General features: G+C 74.9%; 17 protein-coding genes. 5 read left to right on the top strand and 12 right to left on the bottom strand.

Translation table 11 applies throughout. From position 1 onward, the window contains the following. Positions 1-54 precede the first annotated feature (54 nt). Positions 55-1,554 carry an MFS transporter gene (locus tag AB0N63_RS19760; protein WP_365530270.1) on the bottom strand — a complete coding sequence of 500 codons (1,500 nt, stop codon included), beginning with the start codon at positions 1,552-1,554 and terminating at the stop codon, positions 55-57. A 258-nt stretch (positions 1,555-1,812) separates the two neighbouring features. Between AB0N63_RS19760 and AB0N63_RS19755 the strand changes: the two genes are divergently transcribed. From AB0N63_RS19755 to AB0N63_RS19745, 3 genes are all read left to right on the top strand, one after another. Further along, on the top strand, positions 1,813-2,769 hold the full coding sequence (locus AB0N63_RS19755) for a helix-turn-helix domain-containing protein (RefSeq protein WP_365530269.1): 957 nt from the start codon (positions 1,813-1,815) through the stop codon (positions 2,767-2,769). A 348-nt stretch (positions 2,770-3,117) separates the two neighbouring features. Next, positions 3,118-4,323 carry a S1 family peptidase gene (locus AB0N63_RS19750; protein WP_365530268.1) on the top strand — a complete coding sequence of 402 codons (1,206 nt, stop codon included), beginning with the start codon at positions 3,118-3,120 and terminating at the stop codon, positions 4,321-4,323. A gap of 159 nt (positions 4,324-4,482) precedes the next feature. Next, positions 4,483-5,442: an XRE family transcriptional regulator gene (locus AB0N63_RS19745; RefSeq protein WP_365530267.1), complete on the top strand. Its 960-nt coding sequence runs from the start codon at positions 4,483-4,485 to the stop codon at positions 5,440-5,442. A gap of 85 nt (positions 5,443-5,527) precedes the next feature. On the opposite strand, the gene AB0N63_RS19740 is transcribed toward AB0N63_RS19745, so the two are convergent. The 4 genes from AB0N63_RS19740 to AB0N63_RS19725 form a co-directional block, all read right to left on the bottom strand. Beyond that, the gene (locus AB0N63_RS19740) at positions 5,528-6,706 is read right to left on the bottom strand and encodes a PP2C family protein-serine/threonine phosphatase (protein ID WP_365530352.1); all 1,179 of its coding nucleotides are present in this window, start codon (positions 6,704-6,706) and stop codon (positions 5,528-5,530) included. Between the two features lie 650 nt (positions 6,707-7,356). Next, the gene (locus AB0N63_RS19735; RefSeq protein WP_365530266.1) at positions 7,357-8,547 is read right to left on the bottom strand and encodes a glycoside hydrolase family 6 protein; all 1,191 of its coding nucleotides are present in this window, start codon (positions 8,545-8,547) and stop codon (positions 7,357-7,359) included. A gap of 188 nt (positions 8,548-8,735) precedes the next feature. Further along, positions 8,736-8,957: a hypothetical protein gene (locus AB0N63_RS19730; protein ID WP_365530265.1), complete on the bottom strand. Its 222-nt coding sequence runs from the start codon at positions 8,955-8,957 to the stop codon at positions 8,736-8,738. A 508-nt stretch (positions 8,958-9,465) separates the two neighbouring features. Then, on the bottom strand, positions 9,466-12,297 hold the full coding sequence (locus AB0N63_RS19725) for an N-acetylmuramoyl-L-alanine amidase (protein ID WP_365530264.1): 2,832 nt from the start codon (positions 12,295-12,297) through the stop codon (positions 9,466-9,468). A gap of 152 nt (positions 12,298-12,449) precedes the next feature. Between AB0N63_RS19725 and AB0N63_RS19720 the strand changes: the two genes are divergently transcribed. Then, a complete protein-coding gene (locus tag AB0N63_RS19720) occupies positions 12,450-12,587 on the top strand; it encodes a hypothetical protein (RefSeq protein WP_365530263.1) in 138 nt (45 codons plus the stop codon). Between the two features lie 375 nt (positions 12,588-12,962). Here AB0N63_RS19720 and AB0N63_RS19715 read toward each other — a convergent pair whose 3' ends face one another. The 3 genes from AB0N63_RS19715 to AB0N63_RS19705 all read right to left on the bottom strand — a co-directional run bounded on the left by AB0N63_RS19715 (position 12,963) and on the right by AB0N63_RS19705 (position 15,343). Further along, entirely contained in the window at positions 12,963-13,352 is a 390-nt protein-coding gene (locus AB0N63_RS19715) for a hypothetical protein (protein WP_365530262.1), read from the bottom strand. A gap of 102 nt (positions 13,353-13,454) precedes the next feature. After that, entirely contained in the window at positions 13,455-14,570 is a 1,116-nt protein-coding gene (locus tag AB0N63_RS19710) for an acetate/propionate family kinase (RefSeq protein WP_365530261.1), read from the bottom strand. A gap of 155 nt (positions 14,571-14,725) precedes the next feature. Next, positions 14,726-15,343 (bottom strand): TetR family transcriptional regulator, encoded by a 618-nt coding sequence (locus AB0N63_RS19705; RefSeq protein WP_365530351.1) that lies wholly within the window; start codon positions 15,341-15,343, stop codon positions 14,726-14,728. 100 nt (positions 15,344-15,443) lie between these two features. Between AB0N63_RS19705 and AB0N63_RS19700 the strand changes: the two genes are divergently transcribed. Further along, positions 15,444-16,385, top strand: a complete 942-nt coding sequence (locus AB0N63_RS19700) for an oxidoreductase (protein ID WP_365530260.1) — start codon at positions 15,444-15,446, stop codon at positions 16,383-16,385. A gap of 140 nt (positions 16,386-16,525) precedes the next feature. Here AB0N63_RS19700 and AB0N63_RS19695 read toward each other — a convergent pair whose 3' ends face one another. From AB0N63_RS19695 to AB0N63_RS19680, 4 genes are all read right to left on the bottom strand, one after another. Next, positions 16,526-17,044 (bottom strand): hypothetical protein, encoded by a 519-nt coding sequence (locus AB0N63_RS19695; protein WP_365530350.1) that lies wholly within the window; start codon positions 17,042-17,044, stop codon positions 16,526-16,528. 2 nt (positions 17,045-17,046) lie between these two features. After that, a complete protein-coding gene (locus AB0N63_RS19690) occupies positions 17,047-18,495 on the bottom strand; it encodes a molybdopterin-dependent oxidoreductase (protein ID WP_365530259.1) in 1,449 nt (482 codons plus the stop codon). A 289-nt stretch (positions 18,496-18,784) separates the two neighbouring features. After that, positions 18,785-20,227 carry a glycosyltransferase 87 family protein gene (locus AB0N63_RS19685; protein ID WP_365530258.1) on the bottom strand — a complete coding sequence of 481 codons (1,443 nt, stop codon included), beginning with the start codon at positions 20,225-20,227 and terminating at the stop codon, positions 18,785-18,787. Next, a complete protein-coding gene (locus AB0N63_RS19680; protein WP_365530349.1) occupies positions 20,224-21,045 on the bottom strand; it encodes a class I SAM-dependent methyltransferase in 822 nt (273 codons plus the stop codon). The genes AB0N63_RS19685 and AB0N63_RS19680 overlap by 4 nt, the downstream gene beginning before the upstream one ends. Between the last annotated feature and the right edge of the window lies 1 nt (position 21,046).

The following is a 21,046-nucleotide window of genomic DNA, read 5'->3' as shown; positions in this document are numbered from 1 at the left end:
ACGAGCCGTCGGCGCGCCCGACGCCCCGTCAGCGCACCGGCGCACCGGCACGCGTCAGTCACGCGGCAGCAGGCAGCGGGTGAGCGCCGCGGTGGCCAGCACGACGCCGGCGACGGCGAGGAGGCCGATCCGCATCCCCGGCAGCGAGAACCCGCCGTCGCCGCCGACCAGCAGGCTTCCGAACAGGGCGACGGCGAGCGCGCCGCCGGTCTGCCGCAGGGCGTTGAGCAGCCCCGACGCCGTGCCCGCGCGCTCCGCCGGAACGGCGTCCATCAGCAGCGCGGTCACCGCCGGAACCGCGAGCGCCCCGCCCGTGCTCAGCGGCAGCAGCAGGAGCAGTACCAGCCACACCGGGGTGTGCGCGGTCAGCGGCAGCATCGACGCCATCGCCACGGTGAAGACCAGCTGCCCGATGACGATGACCTGCCGGCGTCCGATCCGCTCCGCCAGCCGGGGCGAGACCAGGTTCGTCGCCGTCACGACGGCCGACATCGGAACGAACATCAGCCCCGCCTCGATCCCCGACATCCCGCGCAACTGCTGGTAGTACAGACCGAGAAGGAAGATCCCGCCGTAGAAGGCCGCGTTGACGGCGAAGCCGACGGCGAGCGGGACGGCCACCCGGCGGTCCGTCAGCATGCCGAGCGGCACCATCGGCCGGGCCTGCCGCGCCTCGGCCGCGTAGAAGGCCCAGCCGGAGACGACGGCGAGCGCGCCGGCGGCCAGCACCGGGGTCGCGGTCCAGCCCAGATGGCCGCCCTCGATCACCGCGAACGCCAGTCCGGCCAGCGCCAGTACGGCGGTGAGCTGACCGGCGGCGTCCAGTGCCGCGGGCCGGCGCGGCGAGCGCTCCACCCGGACCAGCAGGCCCAGGATGACCGCACCCACCGGGAGGTTGAGCAGGAAGACCGACCGCCAGCCGGCCACGTCGGTGAGCAGTCCGCCCAGCACCGGACCCGCGGCCATCGCCACCGAGCCGCCCACGGTCCACAGCGCGATCGCGCGGGCCCGGGCACGGGCGTCCTCGTAGGCCTGCCGGACCAGCGCCAGCGAGGCCGGCATCACGACAGCGGCCGCGCCGCCCTGCGCCACCCGTGCCGCCACCAGGACGCCGATGCCGGGCGCGAGCGCGCAGGCGAGGGAGGCCAGGGTGAACAGAGCGACTCCCCAGGCGTAGGCGCGGCGCGCTCCGGCCCGGTCGGCGAGGGCGCCGGCGGACAGCATCAGGGCCGCGAACATCAGGGTGTACGCGTCCACCACCCACTGGAGACCGGTCATCCCGCCGCTGAGGGAGTCGCGGATCGCGGGCAGTGCGATGTTCACCGCCGAGACGTCGATGGTGATCACCGTGAACCCCAGCAGCGCGGCGATCAGTTCGACGCCTCTGCGCCGGGGGGGCGAAGGCGTGCGGGCGGGCGGCGCGTCCGGTCGTGTCCGGTCCGGGCGCCGCGCGAGCGGAGCCGGCTGTCGCGGCAGGGGCTCCGGCGTCGCGGTGCCGCGCCCGCGGGCCGGCGCGGCGGGCGGCGGGGAGAGCGGGCGACGGGTGGCGGTCATGATGAACTCCCTTGTCATGAAACCCGGTCCGGGCGAGTTGGCGAGGCAGTGGGCGGTGAAGTGGCGGGCGGCCTCGGTGACGTCGGGCCGCGGTCCGGTGTCTCGCACCCCCTGGGTCCCGGCGTCCGGGCCGCCCGCTCCGGGGACGACTCTCCCGCATACGTCCGCCGCACGGCAGACCGCGCTGTTCCCGGGGTGCCGCGTTCCAGGCCCTGACACACCCCCTCAGACGTGCCGTGTGCCTGTCACAATGGCCGGATGGCAGCAGCAGAGGCGCGCGGTACCGAACTCGGCAGATACCTCAAGGCCCGTAGGGCACAGGTGCGTCCGGAGGACGTGGGCCTGCCCGCCGGGGCGGGGCTGCGCCGTACCCCCGGGCTGCGCCGGGAGGAGCTGGCCGCGCTGGCCGGGGTGAGCGTCGACTACTACATCCGCCTGGAGCGCGGGCGGGAGACCAATCCCTCCCCCGCCGTCGTGGACGCCCTCGGCCGCGCCCTGCGGCTGCGCGGCGACGGCTACGAGCGCCTGCACGAGCTGGCCGAACTCGCCTCCGGGCGGGTCTCGGAACTGCCGGCCTGCGCCGACCGGACGGTCCGCGACTCGGTGCTGCGGATGCTGGAGTCGATACGCCCGCTGCCCGCCTACGTGGCGAGCCGCCACAACCGCGTCCTGGCCGCGAACCCGCCCGGCCGGCGGTTGCTGCCCGGTCTGTGGGACTGGCCGGAGGAACAGCGCAACCTCACCCGGTACCTCTTCCTCCATCCGGTGGGCCGGACGCTGTACGAGCCGTGGGAGGAGACGGTCGCCCACTCGGTGGCCCATCTGCGCGCGGTCGCCGGCGCCGACCCGGACGACCCCGAGCTGACCTCGCTGGTGGGCGAGCTGCTGCTGAAGTCACCAGAGTTCACACGGATCTGGGAGCGGTACGAGGTGTGCGAGCGCGGGGGCGGGCAGAAGACCTTCCGCCATCCGCACGTCGGCCCGATGACCCTGACGTACGAGGTGATGCGGCTGGCCCGCACGGGAGGTCAGCGGGTGGTGGTCTACCAGGCGCCGTGCGGCAGCCCGGACGAGCGGGCCATGCTGCGGCTCGACGCCGCGCACCCCCGGCGCGGGGAACCGGCCTCCGAGCACCCGGGGCCGGACGCCGACCGCCCCGCCACCCTGCCGCAGCAGCGTCCCCGCCCGCTGTTCCCCTCCGCACCGCTCGCCTGAGACCACCGGGGGCGGGTACGGCGGAGTCGCCACGGCCCGGATGCGGCCTCCGCCGTCACCGGCCGGACGGGGCGCTGGACTGTCACCGGCCGGGCAGGACAGGGTGGGTGTCACCCACCGGGCAGGACGCATGGTGTCACCGGATTCAACAGCGGTGCGCATCCTGTTGAAAACGCACCGCTGAACGAGCCTTGAACAACCTCCTTCCGCTGGGCCAGAGTTCGGGTCGACGGCGCACCCCCATACGCCGCCGGACCGGCATCCCACGTCCCGCCGACGGCCGTCTCCGTCCCCAGGAGGCCGTCCGTCGTCCCCTAGACGTGACATGCCCATGACGAAAGGAATGCTGTGCGCGTTTCCCGGATATCCCTGGTGGCCACCGCGGCCGGCACGCTGCTCGCGGCGGCCGTCGCCACGGGCGCCGCCCAGGCCGCCCCCTCCCCCACCGCGCCCCGCTACCAGCCGGCCATGGTCGCCGCGCTGGCCCGGTCCCTCGGCGTCAGCGAGGACGCCGCCGTGGCCCGGCTCGACCACCAGGCCGCCCAGCAGAGCGAGTTGGCGGACCTCAGCCGCTCGGGCACGGCGACGGACGGCGCCTACTTCACCGCCGACGGCAAGCTCACGGTGAACGTGTCCTCCGCCGCCGCGGCCGCGCAGGCGAGACAGCACGGCCTGGCGGCGCGCGTCCCGGAGCACGGCGAGCACGCCCTGGACCGGATCAAGGCGGCGCTCGACGCGCAGGCCCTGCGGGCCGCCCCGGACGGCGTCGCCTCGTGGTCGGTGGACCTGCCGAGCGACACCGTCACCGTGCACGTCACTCCCGGCCGTGCGTCGGCCGCGGCGAAGTCGTTCCTCGACGCCGCGGCCGCGCACGGCAGCGCGGTGCGGGTCGTCCGCGACGGGGAGCGCCTCTCGCCCCAGACGACGGTCTACCCGGGCAGCCGCATGTCCTGGACGAACAGCCAGGGCAGCTGGTTGTGTTCCGTCGGCTACGGCGCCCATGACTCCTCGGGACGCCAGTACCTCGTGAGCGCGGGCCACTGCGTCGCCGACCTCACCGACCTCTACTACAACAACGCCCACTTCGCCAAGGGCGTCCACAGCCGCTACGCCCTGGGCCGCCGGAGCGTGGACATGGGCATCGCGCAGGTCGACTCGGACGACTCCGTCGCCACCCAGGTCGGCACCTGGGGCAACGGGTCCAACATCGCCGTCAAGGGCAGCAAGCGCGCCCCCTCCGGCGCCTCGCTGTGCAAGTCGGGGCAGACCACGGGCTGGACCTGCGGCGCGGTGAAGTCGTACAACGTCTCCGTCACGTACGTGGACGAGCACGGCGGTCCCGACACGGTGGTCACCGGGCTGGCCAGCTCGTCGGTGTGCACGGAGGGCGGTGACAGCGGCGGCGCCTACGTCTCCGGCAACCAGGCGCAGGGGATGACCTCGGGCGGTCCCACCGGTCAGCAGTGCTCGGGCACCGACTCCTCCGGCTCGTCGTACTTCCAGCCCCTCGACGACGCCCTGTCGTACTACGGTCTGACGCTCAACACCAACTGACCCCGCAACGCGGGGCGGAAGGGCGGGTCCGCCGAGGGCGGGCCCGCTCCGCCGGGCGTATGATCCCGCACCACAGCACGCGCACCACAGCACGCGCACCACGGCATGCGGGCACCACAGCATGCGGCACAGCACGCGCACCAGCGACGCGGAGGCGCCATGAGCAGGCCGTACCGGGCCGGACCCGCCGACGAGTCCTCCGCCTGCGCCCGGCGGGCCGCGGCCGCGGATCCGGCCGGGACCTTCGCCGCCGTCTTCCGGGACGCCGTCCGGCGCCGCGGACTCGCCCTCGACCGGGTGCGCGAGCGGCTCGCCGCGCAGGGCATCAGCGTCAGCCTCGCCACCCTGAGCTACTGGCAGCGCGGGCGCAGCCAGCCGGAACAGGCGCACTCCCTGCGCGCCGTGGACGCCCTGGAGGACATCCTCGATCTCCCGCCGGGCGCCCTGCGCTCCCTGATCGGGCCGAGCCGGCCGCGCGGCCGTATCACCGGCGAGGGTCCCGGACCGGACGTCTCGCGCCGGGTCTTCGGGGAGAAGTCCCGCGTCGAACTCGCCCTGGGCGCAGGGTTCCACCGGTTCAACCGCGACCTGGTCGCGCTCAGCATCCACGAGACGGTGCGCGTCGACGCGCACCGCCGGTGCCGGTCGATCACCGTGAAGCAGGTCCTGCGGGCCACGCGGGACGGGGCGCGCCGTATCACCGTCGTGCACGACGAGATACCCGCCGAGGACGCGACCGTCACCGCCCACCACGGCCGGCTCGGCACGGTACGCCGGCTGCCGGAGCTTCAGGCCGTCGTCGCCGAAGTGGACTTCGGCCGGCCGCTGGCCCGCGACGAGACCGCGCTGATCGCCTACACCCTGCGCTACGGCTCCGAGCCGACGCAGTCGCTGCACCACGAGCGGCGCATCCGCACCAGCCCGCACGAGTACCTGCTGCAGATCTGCTTCCACCCGGACGCGCAGCCGGTCAGCTGTCACCGTTTCTTCAAGGAGCGGATCGACACACCCAGGCGCTACGAGCGCCGTATCGCCCTGGACGTGTCGCACTCCTCGCACATGCTGCTCCACAAGTGCCCGCCCGGCGTGCACGGCATCTCCTGGACCTGGCCCCGCTGACCGGTCGGCGGGGCGGGATCACCGGCACGGCAGCCGAGGCGGCGGCGGGGGCGAAGGGGCGGCAGGGACGGCGGCGGGTCGCGGGTCAGGTCCGTGGGCCGTCGACGGCGGGGCCCCGGGCCACGGTCCGCCGCACCGCGAAGATCGTCGTGTCGTCGCCCAGCCGCCCGCCGCAGTGCCGCAGCGTGCCCCGGCGGACGTAGTCGACCAGGCGGTCCGGCTCGGCGGTGCGCGGGTCCACGGCGACGGCGCGGGCCAGTTCGGCGGCGAGCGGGTAGAACGCCCCGGTACCGTCCCGGGCCTCGGTCACCCCGTCCGTGCACAGCAGCAGTGTCTCGCCGGGGACGATCCGCGCCCGCCGCACCGGCGGCAGACCGGGACCGGCGAGGTCGCCGAGGCCGAGGGGCAGACCGTCGCCGTCCGGCAACTGCCGGACACCCGCCGGGCCGACGACGAGGGGCGGTTCATGGCCGAAGTTGACGACCTTGACGATGTCCGGCTCGTCGTCCGGGAAGCCGAGCAGCAGCGCAGTGGCGAAGCGGTCGCTCTCTTTCCTGCCGAGGGCCCTGGCGTGCTCGCGGTGCCGGAGCATGCGCAGTTCGAGGCACTCGGCGACCGTCGCCAGGTCCGCCTCGCGGTAACCGGCCTCCCGGAACGTGCCGAGCAGCGCGGCGGCCGCCTCGACCGCGCCGAGCCCCTTGCCCTGGACGTCGCCGACCAGGACCCGCGGGCCGGCGGGGCTCGGCTGGATGTCGTAGAAGTCGCCGCCGATCCGGGCGGCGGCGTCGGCGGCGAGGTACACGGCCGCATGGTCCAGGCCGCCCCAGCCCGTCGGCACCTGCCGCAGCACGGTACGGCGCGTGGTCTCGGCCACGTCCTCCATGTGCCGCCGCTGCCGTTCCCCGCGCTGGCGGACCGCGCAGGCCAGCACGGCCAGCGCACTGCCCACGGCGACGAGGATGAAGTCGGGCAGGCCGCTGCGGTACTGGTGCGGCCAGGCGCTGTCGAACAGGACGTACGCGCCGATCGCCAGCCCGGCGAAGACGGCCGTCCCCCACACCCCGCAGACGGCGGCGGCGAATCCCGGCACCAGCACGGTCCACGACAACACCCGGAACGCTCCGCTGGTGTTCCAGTCCAGCAGCACGATGGCGACCAGCAGCACGAAGGGCGGCACCCAGGCGTAGCTGCGCCCGCGCACCGACAGCGGCCCGCGCCGGCGCGCGACGTCGCGGCCGCCCCCGCGCAGGACGGTGCCGGGCAGGTCGGCACCGCCCGAGAACCCGCGCGGCCGGATCCCGTACCGCCGGCCCCGGCCGTCTCGGTGCGCTCCGCCGTCCTCCCTCACAGCCCTCAGCGAACCACGGGCGGCGGCGGGCCGCATCCGGGCTGTGACGAAGAACCGCCTGACGGACGCCGGCGTGATCGGCGACGCCGAGGTGCTCGGCGCGCACGGAGCACGGAGAGGCGGCACGGTGCGACGGGGAGCCCTGAGCGCGGACCGGTACGAGCCGACCGATCTGCTCGGCCGAGGAGGCCCGGGTGAGGCCCGGGCGGGCCGTGACCGTGACCGGGTACCGCACCGCGATGTCGCGGTCCCGTGGGCTCCGTCGTCGATCCGGGCATCGTCTGTGCGACCGCCGCCGCGGCGGTCGTCTCCGCCGTCCTGTCCCTGCTCCCGGCCACCGGCCCCCGCAGCCGAAGCCGACCGGCGTCGGCGGAGCCGCGCCCCGGCCGGTGAGGAGACGCACCGGGGAGCCTCGGTGCGTGTCACCGCGCGCGTACCGCGGCACGTTCCGGGGAGCGCGCTGAGTCCCGCCGGCTCCCGGGACCCACGCCGTGGCCCTGCCCCGGGAGCCTCGTACGTCCACGGTCGTGTCCCCGTCCACGTCCACGGCCGCCCCCGGCCGCGGGTCAGGGCAGCAGGCGGGGTGCGGCGTTGTGGACCAGTTCCAGGGCCTGTTGCGGGAACCACTTGCCGGCCGCCGGGTCCGGGTAGCCGCGCTCGGGGTCGTCGGGGCCCGCCGTGCCGCGGGTGCACTGGCCGTCCGACTCGCCGGGGATCTTCACCCACAGCCGCGCGTCGGCGAGCGGGTCTCCGGTGTCGAGGGTGGGGCGGGCGCCGAGGCCGCGGCCGGGCGGGTTGCACCAGTCCTGCGGGTCGGAGTAGACGCCGGCCGGCGGGGTCCACGGGCCCTGGCCGTTGCGGCTGGTGTCGGTGACGAAGTGCTTCATGGCGGACGGCGCCGCGTGCACATGCGCGTCGAACCATGTCTGCGCGTCGTTCACCGGCCACCACTGGTTCGGGCAGTCGGCCGCCGCGCCGCCCGCCGACACGTAGCTCAGACAGGACGACACCAGCTTGCCGTACCAGGCCAGTTCGCTGTCGGAGCGGTAGTTGGAGATGTTCAGGAAGAAGCCGGTGGCGTCGGCCACGCCGCCGGAGACCAGGCGGGGCACGATGTCGTTGACGCTGTGCCAGCCGCTGTGCCCGGCGTCCAGGTAGACCTTGGTCCCGGCGAGCGGTTCCAGGGCGTCCACCGCGTAGTGGATCTCGGTGTAGCGGGCGGCGGTCCGGCTGCCCTGCGCGTCGTCCTGGCCGCAGTCGGAGGGCAGCAGCGACAGGGAGTCCGGCTCCAGGACCACGGTGGCGGGCAGGTTCCCGATGCCCGCGCGCACGGCGTCGATCCACGCCTCGTACTGCGGGGTGTCGGCGGCGCCGCCGGCCGAGTACTGGGCGCAGTCCCGGCCCGGGATGTTGTAGAGCGCCAGCACCGGCAGCGCGTGGCGGCGGGCCGCGTCCGCGACCGTCCGGCGCACCGACGCCCGTACCTCGTCGGGTGTGCCGTCGCCGAACCAGACGGCCTGCGGGGTCAGCGTCATCGCCAGCACACCGGCCGCGTCCTTGATCTCGCCGTGCCGGGCCAGGTCCAGGATCTGCCGCTGGGCGTCCGGGTTCGCGGGCGGGGTGTACAGGGCGGCGGGCCGTGCCGGGTGCGCCGGCGCCGCCTCGGCGGGAGCGGCGGCGAACGCGGTGGCGGCCAGCGCGGCGGCGGCCGCGGTGAGGGCGAGCGGGCGGAGGGCTCCGGCGGTCCGTGCGGTCATGCGGATGGGCTCCTCGGCTGGGTAGGGGGGCCGTGCGCGTCCACGAAGCGTTTGGGAGCGCTCCCATGCACGGCACGAAGGAATTAACCCCTTCTACGGCGGCGGCGTCAATCCCTCGGACAGGCTCCAAGAAGTGAAGACGCGGAGGCTGTCACGAGGCGACGGGGCCGGGCGCGGCCAGGCCGGGTTCACAGGTGGACGGGCATGTTGCCGGAGCAGCTGAAGTACCCAGCCCCCGTGGTGGCGCCGGTGGCCGAGGTCAGCGCGCACAGGTACGAGGCCGCCTTGCCGCCGACGGCGGTGAGGTCACCGCCGTCGGCGGCGCCGTTGTCTCCGCTGTCCGCGTGCGCGGGCCCGGCCAGGGCTGCCGCGGCGAGGACCAGTACCGCCGTGGTGATCGTCTTTCGCATACTCCCTTCAACGATCCCGGGGGACGCAGGGCACGCGGTCCACGAGCGCACGGAGGCGCTGCCCGCGAACCCCCGCGGCCCCGGCTCGGCGACCGCGGCCGCCCCGCACCGCGCGTCCTGCCGGCCAGGGACGGCGGGTACGGGATGGAGGGAGTGGACGACGGTCGGACGGAACTCCCCGTGCCGCGCCACCGGTTCGTACGGAGCGCTGTCCCAGAGGCTCCAGTCGGTCATGGGGCCACCGTGGCGGCCCGGCCCCCCGCCCCGGCCGGTCGTCCGCCCCCGGCTGCCAGGGACGTGGCCGGGTTCCCGGGAGGGCTCCGGGCTGCCGGGAGGGCTCCGGGCTGCCGAGGGGACGCCGGGTTGCCGAGGGAGCGGCCTGGCCTCGGGACGACATGCGTCCGCCCGCGGCGCCGCGGACGCCCCGGGGTACGGGACGGCCGCGGCGCCGCGGGCGGACGGTTCGACGTGTCGCCGCGCCGGCGTTCAGCCGGTGCGGCGGCAGACGTCAGAGGATGGTGTTGTAGGTGTTCCAGCCGCCGCCCACGCTGGACTTGGTGGCGAACGGTGCGACGGCGCTGGACTGGCCCTTGTAGAACCAGAGCCCTCCGGAGCTGTCCCGGCCGACGAGGTCGGGCTTGCCGTCCTTGTCCAGGTCACCCGGCCCGACCAGCACGTTGTACGTGTTCCAGCCGGGGCCGACGCGGGTCTTGGTGGCGTAGGGAGCGGAGGCGTTGCCGGTGCCCTGGTAGAGCCACAGCACGCCCGAGCCGTCCCGGGCGATCAGGTCGGCCTTGCCGTCACCGGTCACGTCACCGACGGCGGTCAGGTTGTTGTACGTGTTCCAGCCGGGTCCGATCCGGGTCCGCGCCGCGAACGGCGCGGAGGTTCCGGTGCCCTGGTACAGCCACAGCACGCCCGAGGTGTCGCGCCCGATCAGGTCCGGCTTCCCGTCACCGGTGAGGTCACCGGCGCCGGTCAGGTTGTTGTAGGTGTTCCAGCCCGAACCGACCTTCGTGCGCGCCAGGAACGGCGCCGACGGCTTGCCGCTGCCCTTGTAGTACCAGAGCACCCCGCTCTTGTCGCGGGCGACCATGTCACCGGTGCCGTCCGCGCGCAGCGCCGTCAACGGCGTCAGCACGTCGTACGTGTCCCAGCCGCCGCCCACGCGGTAGCGCAGCAGGAACGGCCCGGAGGCGCTGCCGCTGCCCTGGTACTGCCACAGCACACCCGAGGCGTCCCGGCCGAGGATGTTGTTGCGGTCGGTGGCCGGGTCCGGCGCCGTGCCCTTGACCAGGTCCACGTCCTCGGCGCGCACCCAGGCGAGCCGGTGGTTGTAGCGGATCGGGTAGAAGGTGTTGCTGCCCACGACCATCACGCGCGACCCGGTGCCGGTGCCGTCGATCAGACCGCTGTTGTAGTACGAGCCCTTCACGGCCGCACCGGCCAGCACGTACTTCTGGCCCGCCGGGATGCTGTACTTGGTCAGCGAGGCGCTGTTCTGGCTCTGGACCGAGACGCCGGTGCCGTCGTAGTCCGTGTCCTTCGGGTACGTGCGCCCGTACACGGGGACCGACGTGGTGCCCGCCTTCGGCACCACCGTGTCCGGTGTGCCGACCGCGGTGGCGAACTGGCCGCCCTGGTCGTAGAACCAGGCCTTCTGCCCGCCGTACCAGATCGCGGTCCAGTCCCGCTGCGCCTCCGCTACGACGTACTCGCCGCCGGCCACCACCTTGTTGGCCCAGTTCGGGCCCTCGGTGGCGGTCTGGCTGCCCAGGTACGGGTCCGAGAGGGCCGGCGAACTGGTGGACGGCTGGGTGTACAGGTAGCCGAAGTTCGCCGGCTGCTTGTCGACGGCCGAGCCGCCGTAGGTGACCGTCGGCTGGTTCGCCGTGGTGAACGGCGGCACGACCCGGATCACCTGGCCGGCCTTGTACAGGCCGCCCGCACCGCCGGCGCCGGTCGGGGCGCCGAGCAGCTGCATGTAGTGGTTCCAGTCCCAGAACGGGCCCGGGTCCCAGTGCTGCGACTTCACGTTGGTGTCCAGGACGCCCGGCACCTCGTCGTGACCGATGATGTGCTCACGGTCCAGCGGGATGCCGTACTTGGCGGCCAGGTACTTCACCAGGGTCGCGGAGGACTCGTACTCGGGCTCGGTGTACCAACTGCCCTTCTTGATCGCGTAGCCCTCGTGCTCGACCCCGATCGAGTGCATGTTGACACTCTTGTTGCCCGCGTGCCACGCCTCGTTCTTGTTCTCGACGACCTGGGTGACCTGGCCGTCCGAGGCACGGACGATGTAGTTGGTGCTGGCGTAGGACGCCGGGTTCTGGAAGACGTTCAGCGAGGCGTCGTAGGTGCCCTCGGTGTCGTGGATGACGATGGAGTTGATCTCACCGCCGGCCACGGGCCGGTTGGCGATGTTGTAGTTGCCCCAGTCGTCCGGCCCGCTGTTCTGCTGGTACGCGGCCGGCTTGAAGTCACACTTCAGCGTCGACGGGCAGTCCGCGGTCGCCGCGGTGGCGACGGTGGCGACCGTCGCCTTGGCAAGCTTGAGGTCCGCCTGCTGCGCGGGCTGCACCCCAGGATCGGCCGCGAGCGTCACGTACTCGCCGTCCGCGGTGACGCGCTGCTCACCGGTGCGGATCGAGTCGTACACGCGGTTCGCGAAGAGCCGCGCGCCCTTGGTGTCGGTCGCCTGGCTGGCGCGGGCCACGGCCGGGTACCAGGCACCCGGGTCCTTCGGCAGCGAACCGGCCGCGTCCTTCTGGTACTCGGCGAGCAGAGCGGCACCCGCCCGGATGCTCTGCCGGGCGTCGCCGCGCACCTGCTGCGACGGGACGCCGATGAGGCCGGCCGCCTCGTCCAGCGTGTGCAGCCGGGGGTCGCTCGTGTCGACGGCCCGCTTGCCCGCGCCCTTGAGCGCCTTCGCCGCGTCGAAGTGCTTCTCCACGGCCGGGTCGCCGCTGCGGTTCATGCGGTCGAGCTGCCGCGCGCTCGACGCGGCGTCGTCCTCCAGGCTGCCGGGATCGACGTCCGTGAGAGCCATGACGTTGTACGCGCCCGTGGTGCTCGGCAGCCCGTCGTGGTCCTCCCAGAGCGTCTGCCGGTACGAGACCGCCATCAGGACGCTCAGCGGGACGTCGAACTCCTGTGCGGCCTTCTCGAACTCGGCCTGCAGCCGGGCGCCGGGACGGGCGGCCTCGGAGCCGTCCGAGCCGGTGAGCCCGGGCGAGGCCACGGCCAGTGTGCCGGCCGTGGCGGCCACGGCCACGGCCGAGGCCGCGGCGTAGACGAGCAGTCTCTTCTTCTTGCGGCCTCTGCGATGGTCCGCGCTCAAATTCCACCCCTGGTCTGTGCTGGATGCGCAACGTGAGGTCGTTGCAGTTCACCCTTCAACGGGGTGGACGGTACCAACGCCGTCCGCGTCCCTGGCACGGGGGCGGTGCCCACGCGGCTTGCGGGGGCGCAATCGCCCGATAAGCCCTTGACGTGCCGTCAGCCTGCCGGGCCCCGCAGGCAGGAGGCCCCGTCCGACCGTCCACCGCCGCCACCGCCGTGGAGGCCCTGCTCGGCAGCGGGCGGGCGCACCGGCTGGTCGCCGACTTCACGCCCGGGACCGAGCTGTGACGCGCCGACCGCGCGGGCGGCGCTGACGGCGTGCCGGGCGCCGCTCACCGGGGCCGAGGAGGGGCCTGCCGAGGCGGTCGGTTCACTCGCGGACGCGGAGGAGCGCCGGCGGCGACCGGGGCGGCCCTACGGGCTCGGCCGCCCCGGGGGGCCGTAGGCAGGGCCGGGGGCGCCGGAGGCGCCCTTGCGGCGGCGCCGCCCGGGGGCCGGGACGCGGGCGGGCGATCCGGTCGCGGGCCGGTCGTACGTAGGGTGGCCCCCGCTCCGGCTCGGGGTACGCGGAGCGGAGGCCAGGTGTCTCCATCTTGCGGGGCGGTTGGCCGCCCGCGCACGTCGGGTGTGGCGAACGTGGCGGGCGGCCGCGCCGTACGGGCCTCAGGCCCGCGGGACTCCCCGGGTCCGCGTCCATTCCGTGCCCCGCGACCACAGGCCCGGGGCGTCGGCGGGGCCCGATCCGCCGCCGTGGCCGCCGGGGGTCCCCGCGGGGCCGCCGCCGGTCGCGGTCGGGCGGTGGTCGTGGTCCGTGCGCTGGAACGCGACCGTGTACGTCCGGGTGACCTCGGCGTTGGGCGAGGTCACCTTGACGGTGCGGGTGATGGGCCGGGACGCGGCCGAGGTCAGGACGGTACCGCCGTCCGTCGCCGCCACCCCCGCGCCGGACTGGGCCGGTACGGCGGTGACAGCCGGGATCGGCCGGTTCCTCGGCCAGTCGACGACGTACGTGGACACGTCCGGGTCGAACCCGTCGATCGCGGCGCCGCCCACCGTGATCGCCCGGGCGTCGGCGACGCTCGCCCGGGTGGCGTCCGGGTGGTTCGTGGACGGGTGGACGAGGCGGATGGCAGAGGCAGGCGTACGCCGGCCGCCTCAGGGACGGTTCAGCAGCGCCCGGGTCTCCCGGGCGACCTGCTGCGCCTCTCCCGTGGGGACGACGAGGACCGGGACCTTCGCGTCCGGCCGGGAGACGATCTCGGGGCGTTCGGCGACCAGGGGCCGCAGACCGCCGGCGAGGCCCAGCGCGGGCAGCCGGACGCAGATCTCCTCGCGCACCTCGGGTTGGTCCTCGCCGATCTCGCCGGTGAACACCAGGGCGTCGAGCCGGTCGAGGGAGGCGGCCATGGCGGCGACGCCCCGCCGGCAGTGGTGGGTGAAGACGTCCAGGGCGAGCGCGGCGGCCTCGTCGCCCGCCGTCCGGGCGCGGACGAGGTCGCGCGTGTCGTCCGAGGTGCCGGAGAGGGCGAGCAGCCCCGAGTCGCGGTTCAGCGCGTCCTCGATCTCGGCCGCGGTCAGCCCGTACCGGGTCTGGAGCCAGGTCAGCGCGCCGGGGTCGACACTGCCGCTGCGGTGGCTCATCACCAGGCCCTCCAGCGGGGTGAACCCCATCGTCGTGTCGGCGCTGCGCCCGGCGCGCACGGCGCACGCGGAGCAGCCCCCGCCCAGATGGCAGAGCACCAGGTGGAGCCGTTCGGCCGGGCGGCCGAGGAGTTCGGCGGCGCGGTCGAGCGTCCAGGCGTAGGACAGTCCGTGGAAGCCGTAGCGCCGCAGCCCGTACTCGTCGCGCCATGCGGCGGGGACAGCGTACTCCCGTGCGGCGACGGGAAGTCGGGCGTGGAAGACGGTGTCGAAGCAGGCGACGTGCGGGACGCCGGGCAGCAGCAGCCGGGCCGCGTCCAGGACGGTGAGGGCCGGCGGGACGTGCAGCGGCGCGAGGTCGGCCACCCGGTCCAGCCGGGCGCGGACGGCGTCGTCCACCAGCGTGTGGGCGCGCAGGTCCGGCCCGCCGTGGACGATGCGATGGCCTGCGGCGACCGGTGCGGGCGCCTCGTCCAGGAGCCGCCGCAGCGGGCTCGAGGCGTCGTCGCCGGGCGCCGATTCGCTGTGGTGCTCGGCGAGTACCTCGCCGCCGTCCCCGAACACGGTCAGGCGCAGGCTCGACGAGCCCGCGTCGGCCACCAGGACCGGGCAGTCGCTCTCCACCGGCACACGTCACCCCTCTCCGGCGATCCGGGAAGCACCGCGCGGCACACGTGTGCCGCGGCACCGAGGTACCCGGCCCGTCACGGTGGAAACGGATGCCCGGCCACGGGCCGCCGCCGACGCGCACCTGGCATCGGTGTGACCCGGCGTCGGACACGAGGTCAGGAATCCGCGGGCGGCCCTGATCGCCCGTCGACGGCGTCGAGGGCCGGTGCGATCACGGCGAACGCCCGGTCGGTCAGCGCCCGCGGGTCCTCGGCGCCGTCGCTGTCGCTCCACCGCTGGAGCACCGTGCCGAAGGCGGTCAGGGCGATGCCGGCGGCCAGCTGCGGATACAGGTCGGTTCGCGGGTCCAGCGCCAGCCGGGCGGCCAGCTCCTCGGCCAGGTCGTCGCGCCACTGGGCCTGCCGCTCCAGGAAGCGGGCGAGGAGAGCGGGCGTGCCGAGGATCAGCCGGACCACGCTCAACGCCTGCCGGGAGTGGCCGGCGCACGCGTGGACGGAGCACAGGACGGCGTGGCGCAGCGCCTCGGACGGCGGCTCGTCGGCGGGACGGCCCGCCAGTTCGGCGCGCATGCCGGTGCCCATCTCGGCCAGGAACTGGATCACCACGTCCTCTTTGGACGCGAAGTACCGGAAGAACGTCCGCTTGGAGACGCCCGCGACGGCCGCGATCTCGTCGACCGTGACCGCGTCGAACCCCGTCCGCGCCAGCAGTTGCAGCGCGGCTCGGGAGAGCTCGTCGGAGACGAGCCGACGCTTGCGTTGGGCCAGGCTCATGCCGGGGTCGGTGCTCACCGCAGCAGACTACACTCCATGCCGATCGCGACGTTCAGTATCCTTCTTGACACCGAGTGACAGCGCGGGCATCGTGTGCCATATGAGCAGACAGCGCGGCTGGACCGCCGAGCACATCCCGGACCTGAGCGAGCGCGTCTTCGTCGTCACCGGAGCCAACAGCGGCCTCGGCCTGGCGACCACCCGGGCGTTGTCCCGCAGGGGCGCGCACGTGATCCTCGCCGTGCGGGACGAGACCAAGGGGCGCGAGACGGCCGCGCGGCTCACCGCCGAGATCCCCGGCGCCCGGCTCGACGTGCGCCGGATCGACCTGGCGGACCTGGACTCGGTCCGCGCCTTCTCCGACGCGCTGCACGCCGAGCACACGCGCCTCGACGTCCTGGTCAACAACGCGGGCCTGATGGCCCCGCCCCGCCGGACACCGAGCGCACAGGGTCACGAGGTGCAGTTCGCGGTCAACCACCTCGGCCACTTCGCGCTCACCGGTCTGCTCCTCGACCTGCTGGAGGGCGGCGAGGACCCGCGCGTCGTCACGGTCACCTCGGCCAACCACCGTCTGGGCAGGCTCTTCTTCGACGATCTCGGCGGTGAGCGCCGCCGGTACTCGCCCATGGGCTGCTACAACCGGTCGAAGCTGGCCAACGCCGCGTTCGGCCACCAGCTCCAGCAGCGGCTCACCGCGGCCGGCAGCCCGGTCCGCAGCCTGCTCGCCCACCCCGGGTACACCGCGACCAACCTCCAGACGAGTGCCCCGGCGGGCGCGGTCGCCTTCCTCTTCGGCCGTCTGCTGCAACCGCTCGCCCAGAGCCCGGACCACGGCGCGCTGCCCACGCTGTACGCGGCGACCGCCCCGGACGTGCGGGGCGGGCAGTTCATCGGCCCGGACGGCCTGGGCGAGCTGCGCGGTGCGCCGACGACGGTACGGCTGGCGCCGCGGGCCGCGGACGCCGAGAGCGGCCGCCGGCTGTGGGAGCTCTCGGAGGAACTCACCTCCGTGCGGTTCGCCATCCCGGCCGCCGGCTGAGCGCTCGGGGCGGCGTGCGGGTCGCCGTCGCACCGTGCGGTGAGGGCGGCGCGCGACGCCGTCACCGTGCCGGTGCCTCACCCTGGACGGGCGCCGGCACGAACGATCGGCGCCACGCGACCCCTCACCGCGCGACCCCCTCACCGCTCGGTGCCGTCACCGTGCCGGGGCTCGGCGCCCGGCGGCTGCCGCCCGTCACGTCCGTCCCGCCGGCGCGCCCTGCGGACGGCGAACGCGAACGAGACCGCGGAGGCGCCGAACAGCACGCCGGTGACCGCCAGCCATCGCCCCAGGTAGACACCCTCCGACAGCCCCGTCGCACCGGTGTAGGGCGTGGACAGGGTGAAGATCAGGGGGAACCAGACGAGCAGGAGCACACCGGAGAGGAAGGCGGGGACGCGCACGTGGTTGATCCACGGCAGCCGTGGCACGCGGGCGGCGCGGTGCCGCAGCACGGCGAGGACCGTCAGGTCGGCGAGCGAGTACAGCGGGAGCAGGATCAGGTCGTGGGCGACGGCCGCGCCGACGAACCAGAGGGCCACGGCGAGGGGCCGGACGGCGAACAGTCGCACCATGGCGTAGCCGGTGAGGGCGAAGGAACTGACCAGGGCCAGCAGGTGCAGGGGGTTGGCGCCGTACCAGCGCGCGAAGCGGGCCATGATCACGCCCTGAAGGTGAGGCGGCGCACCCATTTGGTGTTGTTCACTCCGGGGTTGGCCGGGACGATGACGCGGGCGGGAAAGCCGTGGTCGAGGGAGAGGTCGGCGCCGTTGACCCGCAGGGCCAGCAGCGAGCGGGGGTCGTGGATCTGGTTGTCCCGCAGCAGCACCGAGCTGTAGGGGCCGGGCGGTTGGACGGATTCCACCAGGACGCTGCCGGCGTGGGGCAGTCCGGCCAGGGCCGCCAGATCGGTCAGGCGCAGGCCGCTCCAGTGCTGGTCGGCGGTGGACCAGCCCTCCACGCAGGCGATCGGCAGCGCGGCGGTGTGCTGGGGCAGGGCGAGGAGCCGGTCGCGGGTGAGGACCAGGGCGGGCCCGTGGCCGTGGAGTTCCAGCCGCCAGTCGGGTCCCACGTGTGCGGGGGTGACGCCGACCGCGGCGGCCGTCTTGTTGATCTGGAAGCCGTTGGGTCCGCTGCCCGGTTCGCGGTTGTGGGGCGCGAGCAGGGCGCTCGCACGCAGTCGGCCGCCGATGCTCTGCCCGGCCGTGACCACCAGCAGGAGCAGTGAGCCCGCCCCGACCATGCCCACCGCGCCGCGGCGGGTCATGCTCGGCGCGCGGGGTGCGGCCGGGACCAGGTGGTCGGGGTCGGGCGGTTCGGGGCGGGTGTGGGCGAGGTCGGTGCGCAGTTCGGCCGCCGGGTCGCGGGAGCGCAGGGAACGGGTCATCCGGCCGAGCCGGAGGGCGACATGGACGGCGAAGGCGGCGGCGAGGACCCAGGCGCCGTAGAAGTGCAGGGTGTAGAAGGAGCCGGGGAAGACGTAGAAGAGCTGGATGTTGAGGATGCCGGTGGCGAACTCGAAGATCGCCCCGCCCACGAGTGCGAGCAGGGACAGTCGTTCGAGTGCGTGGGCGGGGGTGCGCACCGGCGGCCACTCGAAGAGCTTGGGCAGCACGGACCACAGCTTGGCCAGCAGGACGGGCACGAGGGTGACGCCGAGGGTGACGTGCACGCCCTGGGTCAGCCGGTAGAGCCAGTACGGGTGCGTGGGCCAGTCGAAGAGGTAGAAGCCGAGGACGCCCTTGTCCGGGGTCTGGTCGTTGGGCGGGCCGAGCCCCGGGTTGTAGGCGGCGTACGAGAGCAGTCCGGTGACGAGGAGGAGGGGGATGCCGGCCAGCAGGACCAGACCGAACACGGAGGTGAGCCAGGGGCCGCGCAGGGGGCTGCGCCAGAACCCGGGGCGGAACGGGCCCGGCGGCGGTGGCGCCTGCCCGGCCCGCCGTGCGACGGCCCGAAGCCGTGCGGCGGTTCGGGACGTGCGGCGGGTGATGGCCGCGCGGGTTCGTGCGAGGCGGGCGCGCATACGTCGTGGGCGGCCGCGCACCCCTCGTCGGCGCGTCCCGGTCCGCCCGCCGGACGGGTCCGGGGGCGGCCGTCCGTCACGGTCCATCGGCCGTCTCCTCCCTCTCCGGGGCGACCCGGGGAACCCTCCCGGGGGCATGGCTCGGCACATCCTTTTCCGGGACCGCCCGCCGGCACGACGGCGTCCGGCCCGGCGGGCGCCTACAAGCTGTCACGGCCCGGGTGGGCGGGCCGTCTCCGGCGCGGGTGCCGGCGGGCGTCGTCACCCTGACGGCCGAGCCGGTTCCGGCGCAGGTCCGGCAGGACGCCGAGGGTGGGCCGGGGAGCGCTCCTGGACGGGCCGTGGAGGCCTGGGCGGGCCGTGGAGGCCGGTCCGGTCAGGGGTGCGCCCCGTACCGTTTCCGGCGCCGCGCCGGGAGGGCGCGCAGGCCCGCGCCGACGGCGACGCACACGGCGGCCGTGCCGTAGGTCCACGCCTGCAGGGGGACCCCGGGCAGCAGCCGGCCGCCGAGGTAGAGGACGGTGCCGGCCAGCGGGACGGTCAGCCACTCCCAGCGGCCGTCGAGGGCGACCAGGCCGACGACGAGCAGCGCGTACCAGGGGTAGCCGGGCGACATCAGCAGCAGGGCGACGCCGGTCAGCAGCAGGGCGCCGCGCCAGGGGCGCAGCGGGTCCCCGCGCCACCACACGTACCCGGCCGTCCCGACGAGCAGCAGCACGGCGGCCGCCTCCGCCGCGGCGTCCGGCAGCAGCAGCCGCAGCAGGGCGAAGCGGTGCACGTCACCGGGCTGGTAGCCCTCCTCCTGGAGGTAGCCGGGCAGATAGCCGAGGACGCCGGCGCCGGAGGCGATGACGTAGGGCAGGTAGGAGAGCGCGACCACCGCGAGCAGGGCGGCGACCGTACGGGCGATCCGCGCCGGGCCGCGCTGCCCGGACAGGGCGCCGGGCAGCGCCAGCACGGGCAGCAGTTTCACGGCGACGGCGGCGCCGAGGAGGGCGCCGCGCCGGACCCCGGCGGTGGCCGTGCCGAGGGCCAGCACGGTGAACAGGACGCCCAGGGTGTCGACATGGGCGTTGTCGACCGCCTCGAACGGGACGGCCGGGCACCATCCCCACAGGGCGGCGCGGGCGGGAGCGCGATGCGGGTCGCCGCGCCTGCGGCCCACGGCGAGCAGCGCGACGGTGGTGCCGAACGCCAGGACGGCCCCGCCGGCCTGGAGCGGCTTGTGGCGGCTCCCCGGAGGTGACAACAGGTGGACGGCGGCGAACCAGCCCTCGGCGACGGGCGGGTAGATGGTGGGGACGGTGGGGCGGTTGATGCGGGTGCACAGCCCCTCGCTCGTCCGGGTCAGTCCCCAGCCCGTGCAGGCGGCCCCGGGCGGGAAGAGCCAGTCGTCGCGCAGCCGGGCGAGCCGGGGTGCGGCGGGCGGGTGGGCGTAGGGGGAGATGCCGGCGCTCTGGACGCGGCCGTCCCAGGCGTAGCGGTACATGTCGGTGCTGGTGCGGGGCGGCGCGGCGAGCGCGGCCGCGGCCACGGCTGCGGCGCCGGCCAGGACCAGTGCGGTCGCGGCCCGCCGCGGGACCCTGCGCACGGTCCACGCAGCGGCGGCGAACAGGGTCCAGGCGACGGCGTAGCCGGCGAGCAGGCGTCCGGCGTCGTGCTGGTCGTCGCCCGCCCGGACGGTGTCCGCGACGACCGCGGTGAGCGCGGCCAGCAGCGACGCGGTGACGGCGGTGGCGACACGGGCGGTGGCGCGGCGCGCGGGCGCGGGAGGGCGGTCCGCCGACGGTCGGGAGTGCGGAAGAGCGGTGTCGTTCACGGGTGTCGACGCCTTCCGCCGGTCGTGGGGGGTGCGGTGTGTCCCGGCAGGGGCCGGCGCAGTTCGAGGAACGTGCGGTCCTGTGCGGTCCACCGGCCGGTCACGGTCCAGTCCGCGGCGCCGGCGGCCCGGCACAGCGCGGCGGCCCCGAGGCGGGCCCAGGGGAAGGGGCGGCCGTGCCGGCCGTGGGCGTCCTCGACGCGGACGGTGAGGTGTTCGTCGACGTCGTACGGGGCGGCCTCGGCCAGCAGGCGGCTGCCGGGCGCGGCCACGGCGCGCAGCCGGGTGAGGAGGGCGACCGGGTCGCCGCCGATGCCGACGTTGCCGTCCATCAGCAGCACGGTGCCCCACCGGCCTTCGCCGGGCAGGCGGTCGAAGACGGACCGGCGCAGCGCGGCGCCGCCGCCCCGCCGGGTGCGGGCCACCGCGGCCGGGCTGACGTCCACGCCGAGCGCGCGTACGCCCCGGGCGGCCAGTGCCGCCACCAGCCGGCCCGGTCCGCAGCCGACGTCGAGGACGGGTCCGGTGCAGCGGTCCAGGACACGGGTGTCGACGGCGTCGGGTGCGGCGCACCAGCGTTCCACGTCGAGCGGCAGCAGTTCCCCCTCCCCCGCCGCCCGGTCCGGACGGTCCGGTGGTGGCAGACGGCGCAGATAGAGGGGGCCGCGCCCCGCACGCAGGGCGCGGGCGTAGGGGTCGTCGATCCAGGGCCGGCCGGCGGGCCGGTCGCGTCCGGGTTCCAGGACCGCGGTGTGCGGGCGGCGGGCCGCGCTCCCGGTGGTCCGCCGGGCGAGGTCGGGCTCGGCGCCGTTCGGCACG

Origin of the sequence: Streptomyces sp. NPDC093260, assembly GCF_040683715.1 — a bacterium.
In the GTDB taxonomy this organism is placed as follows: Bacteria; Actinomycetota; Actinomycetes; order Streptomycetales; family Streptomycetaceae; genus Streptomyces; species Streptomyces sennicomposti.
This window is presented reverse-complemented; position numbering and strand designations above follow the sequence as displayed.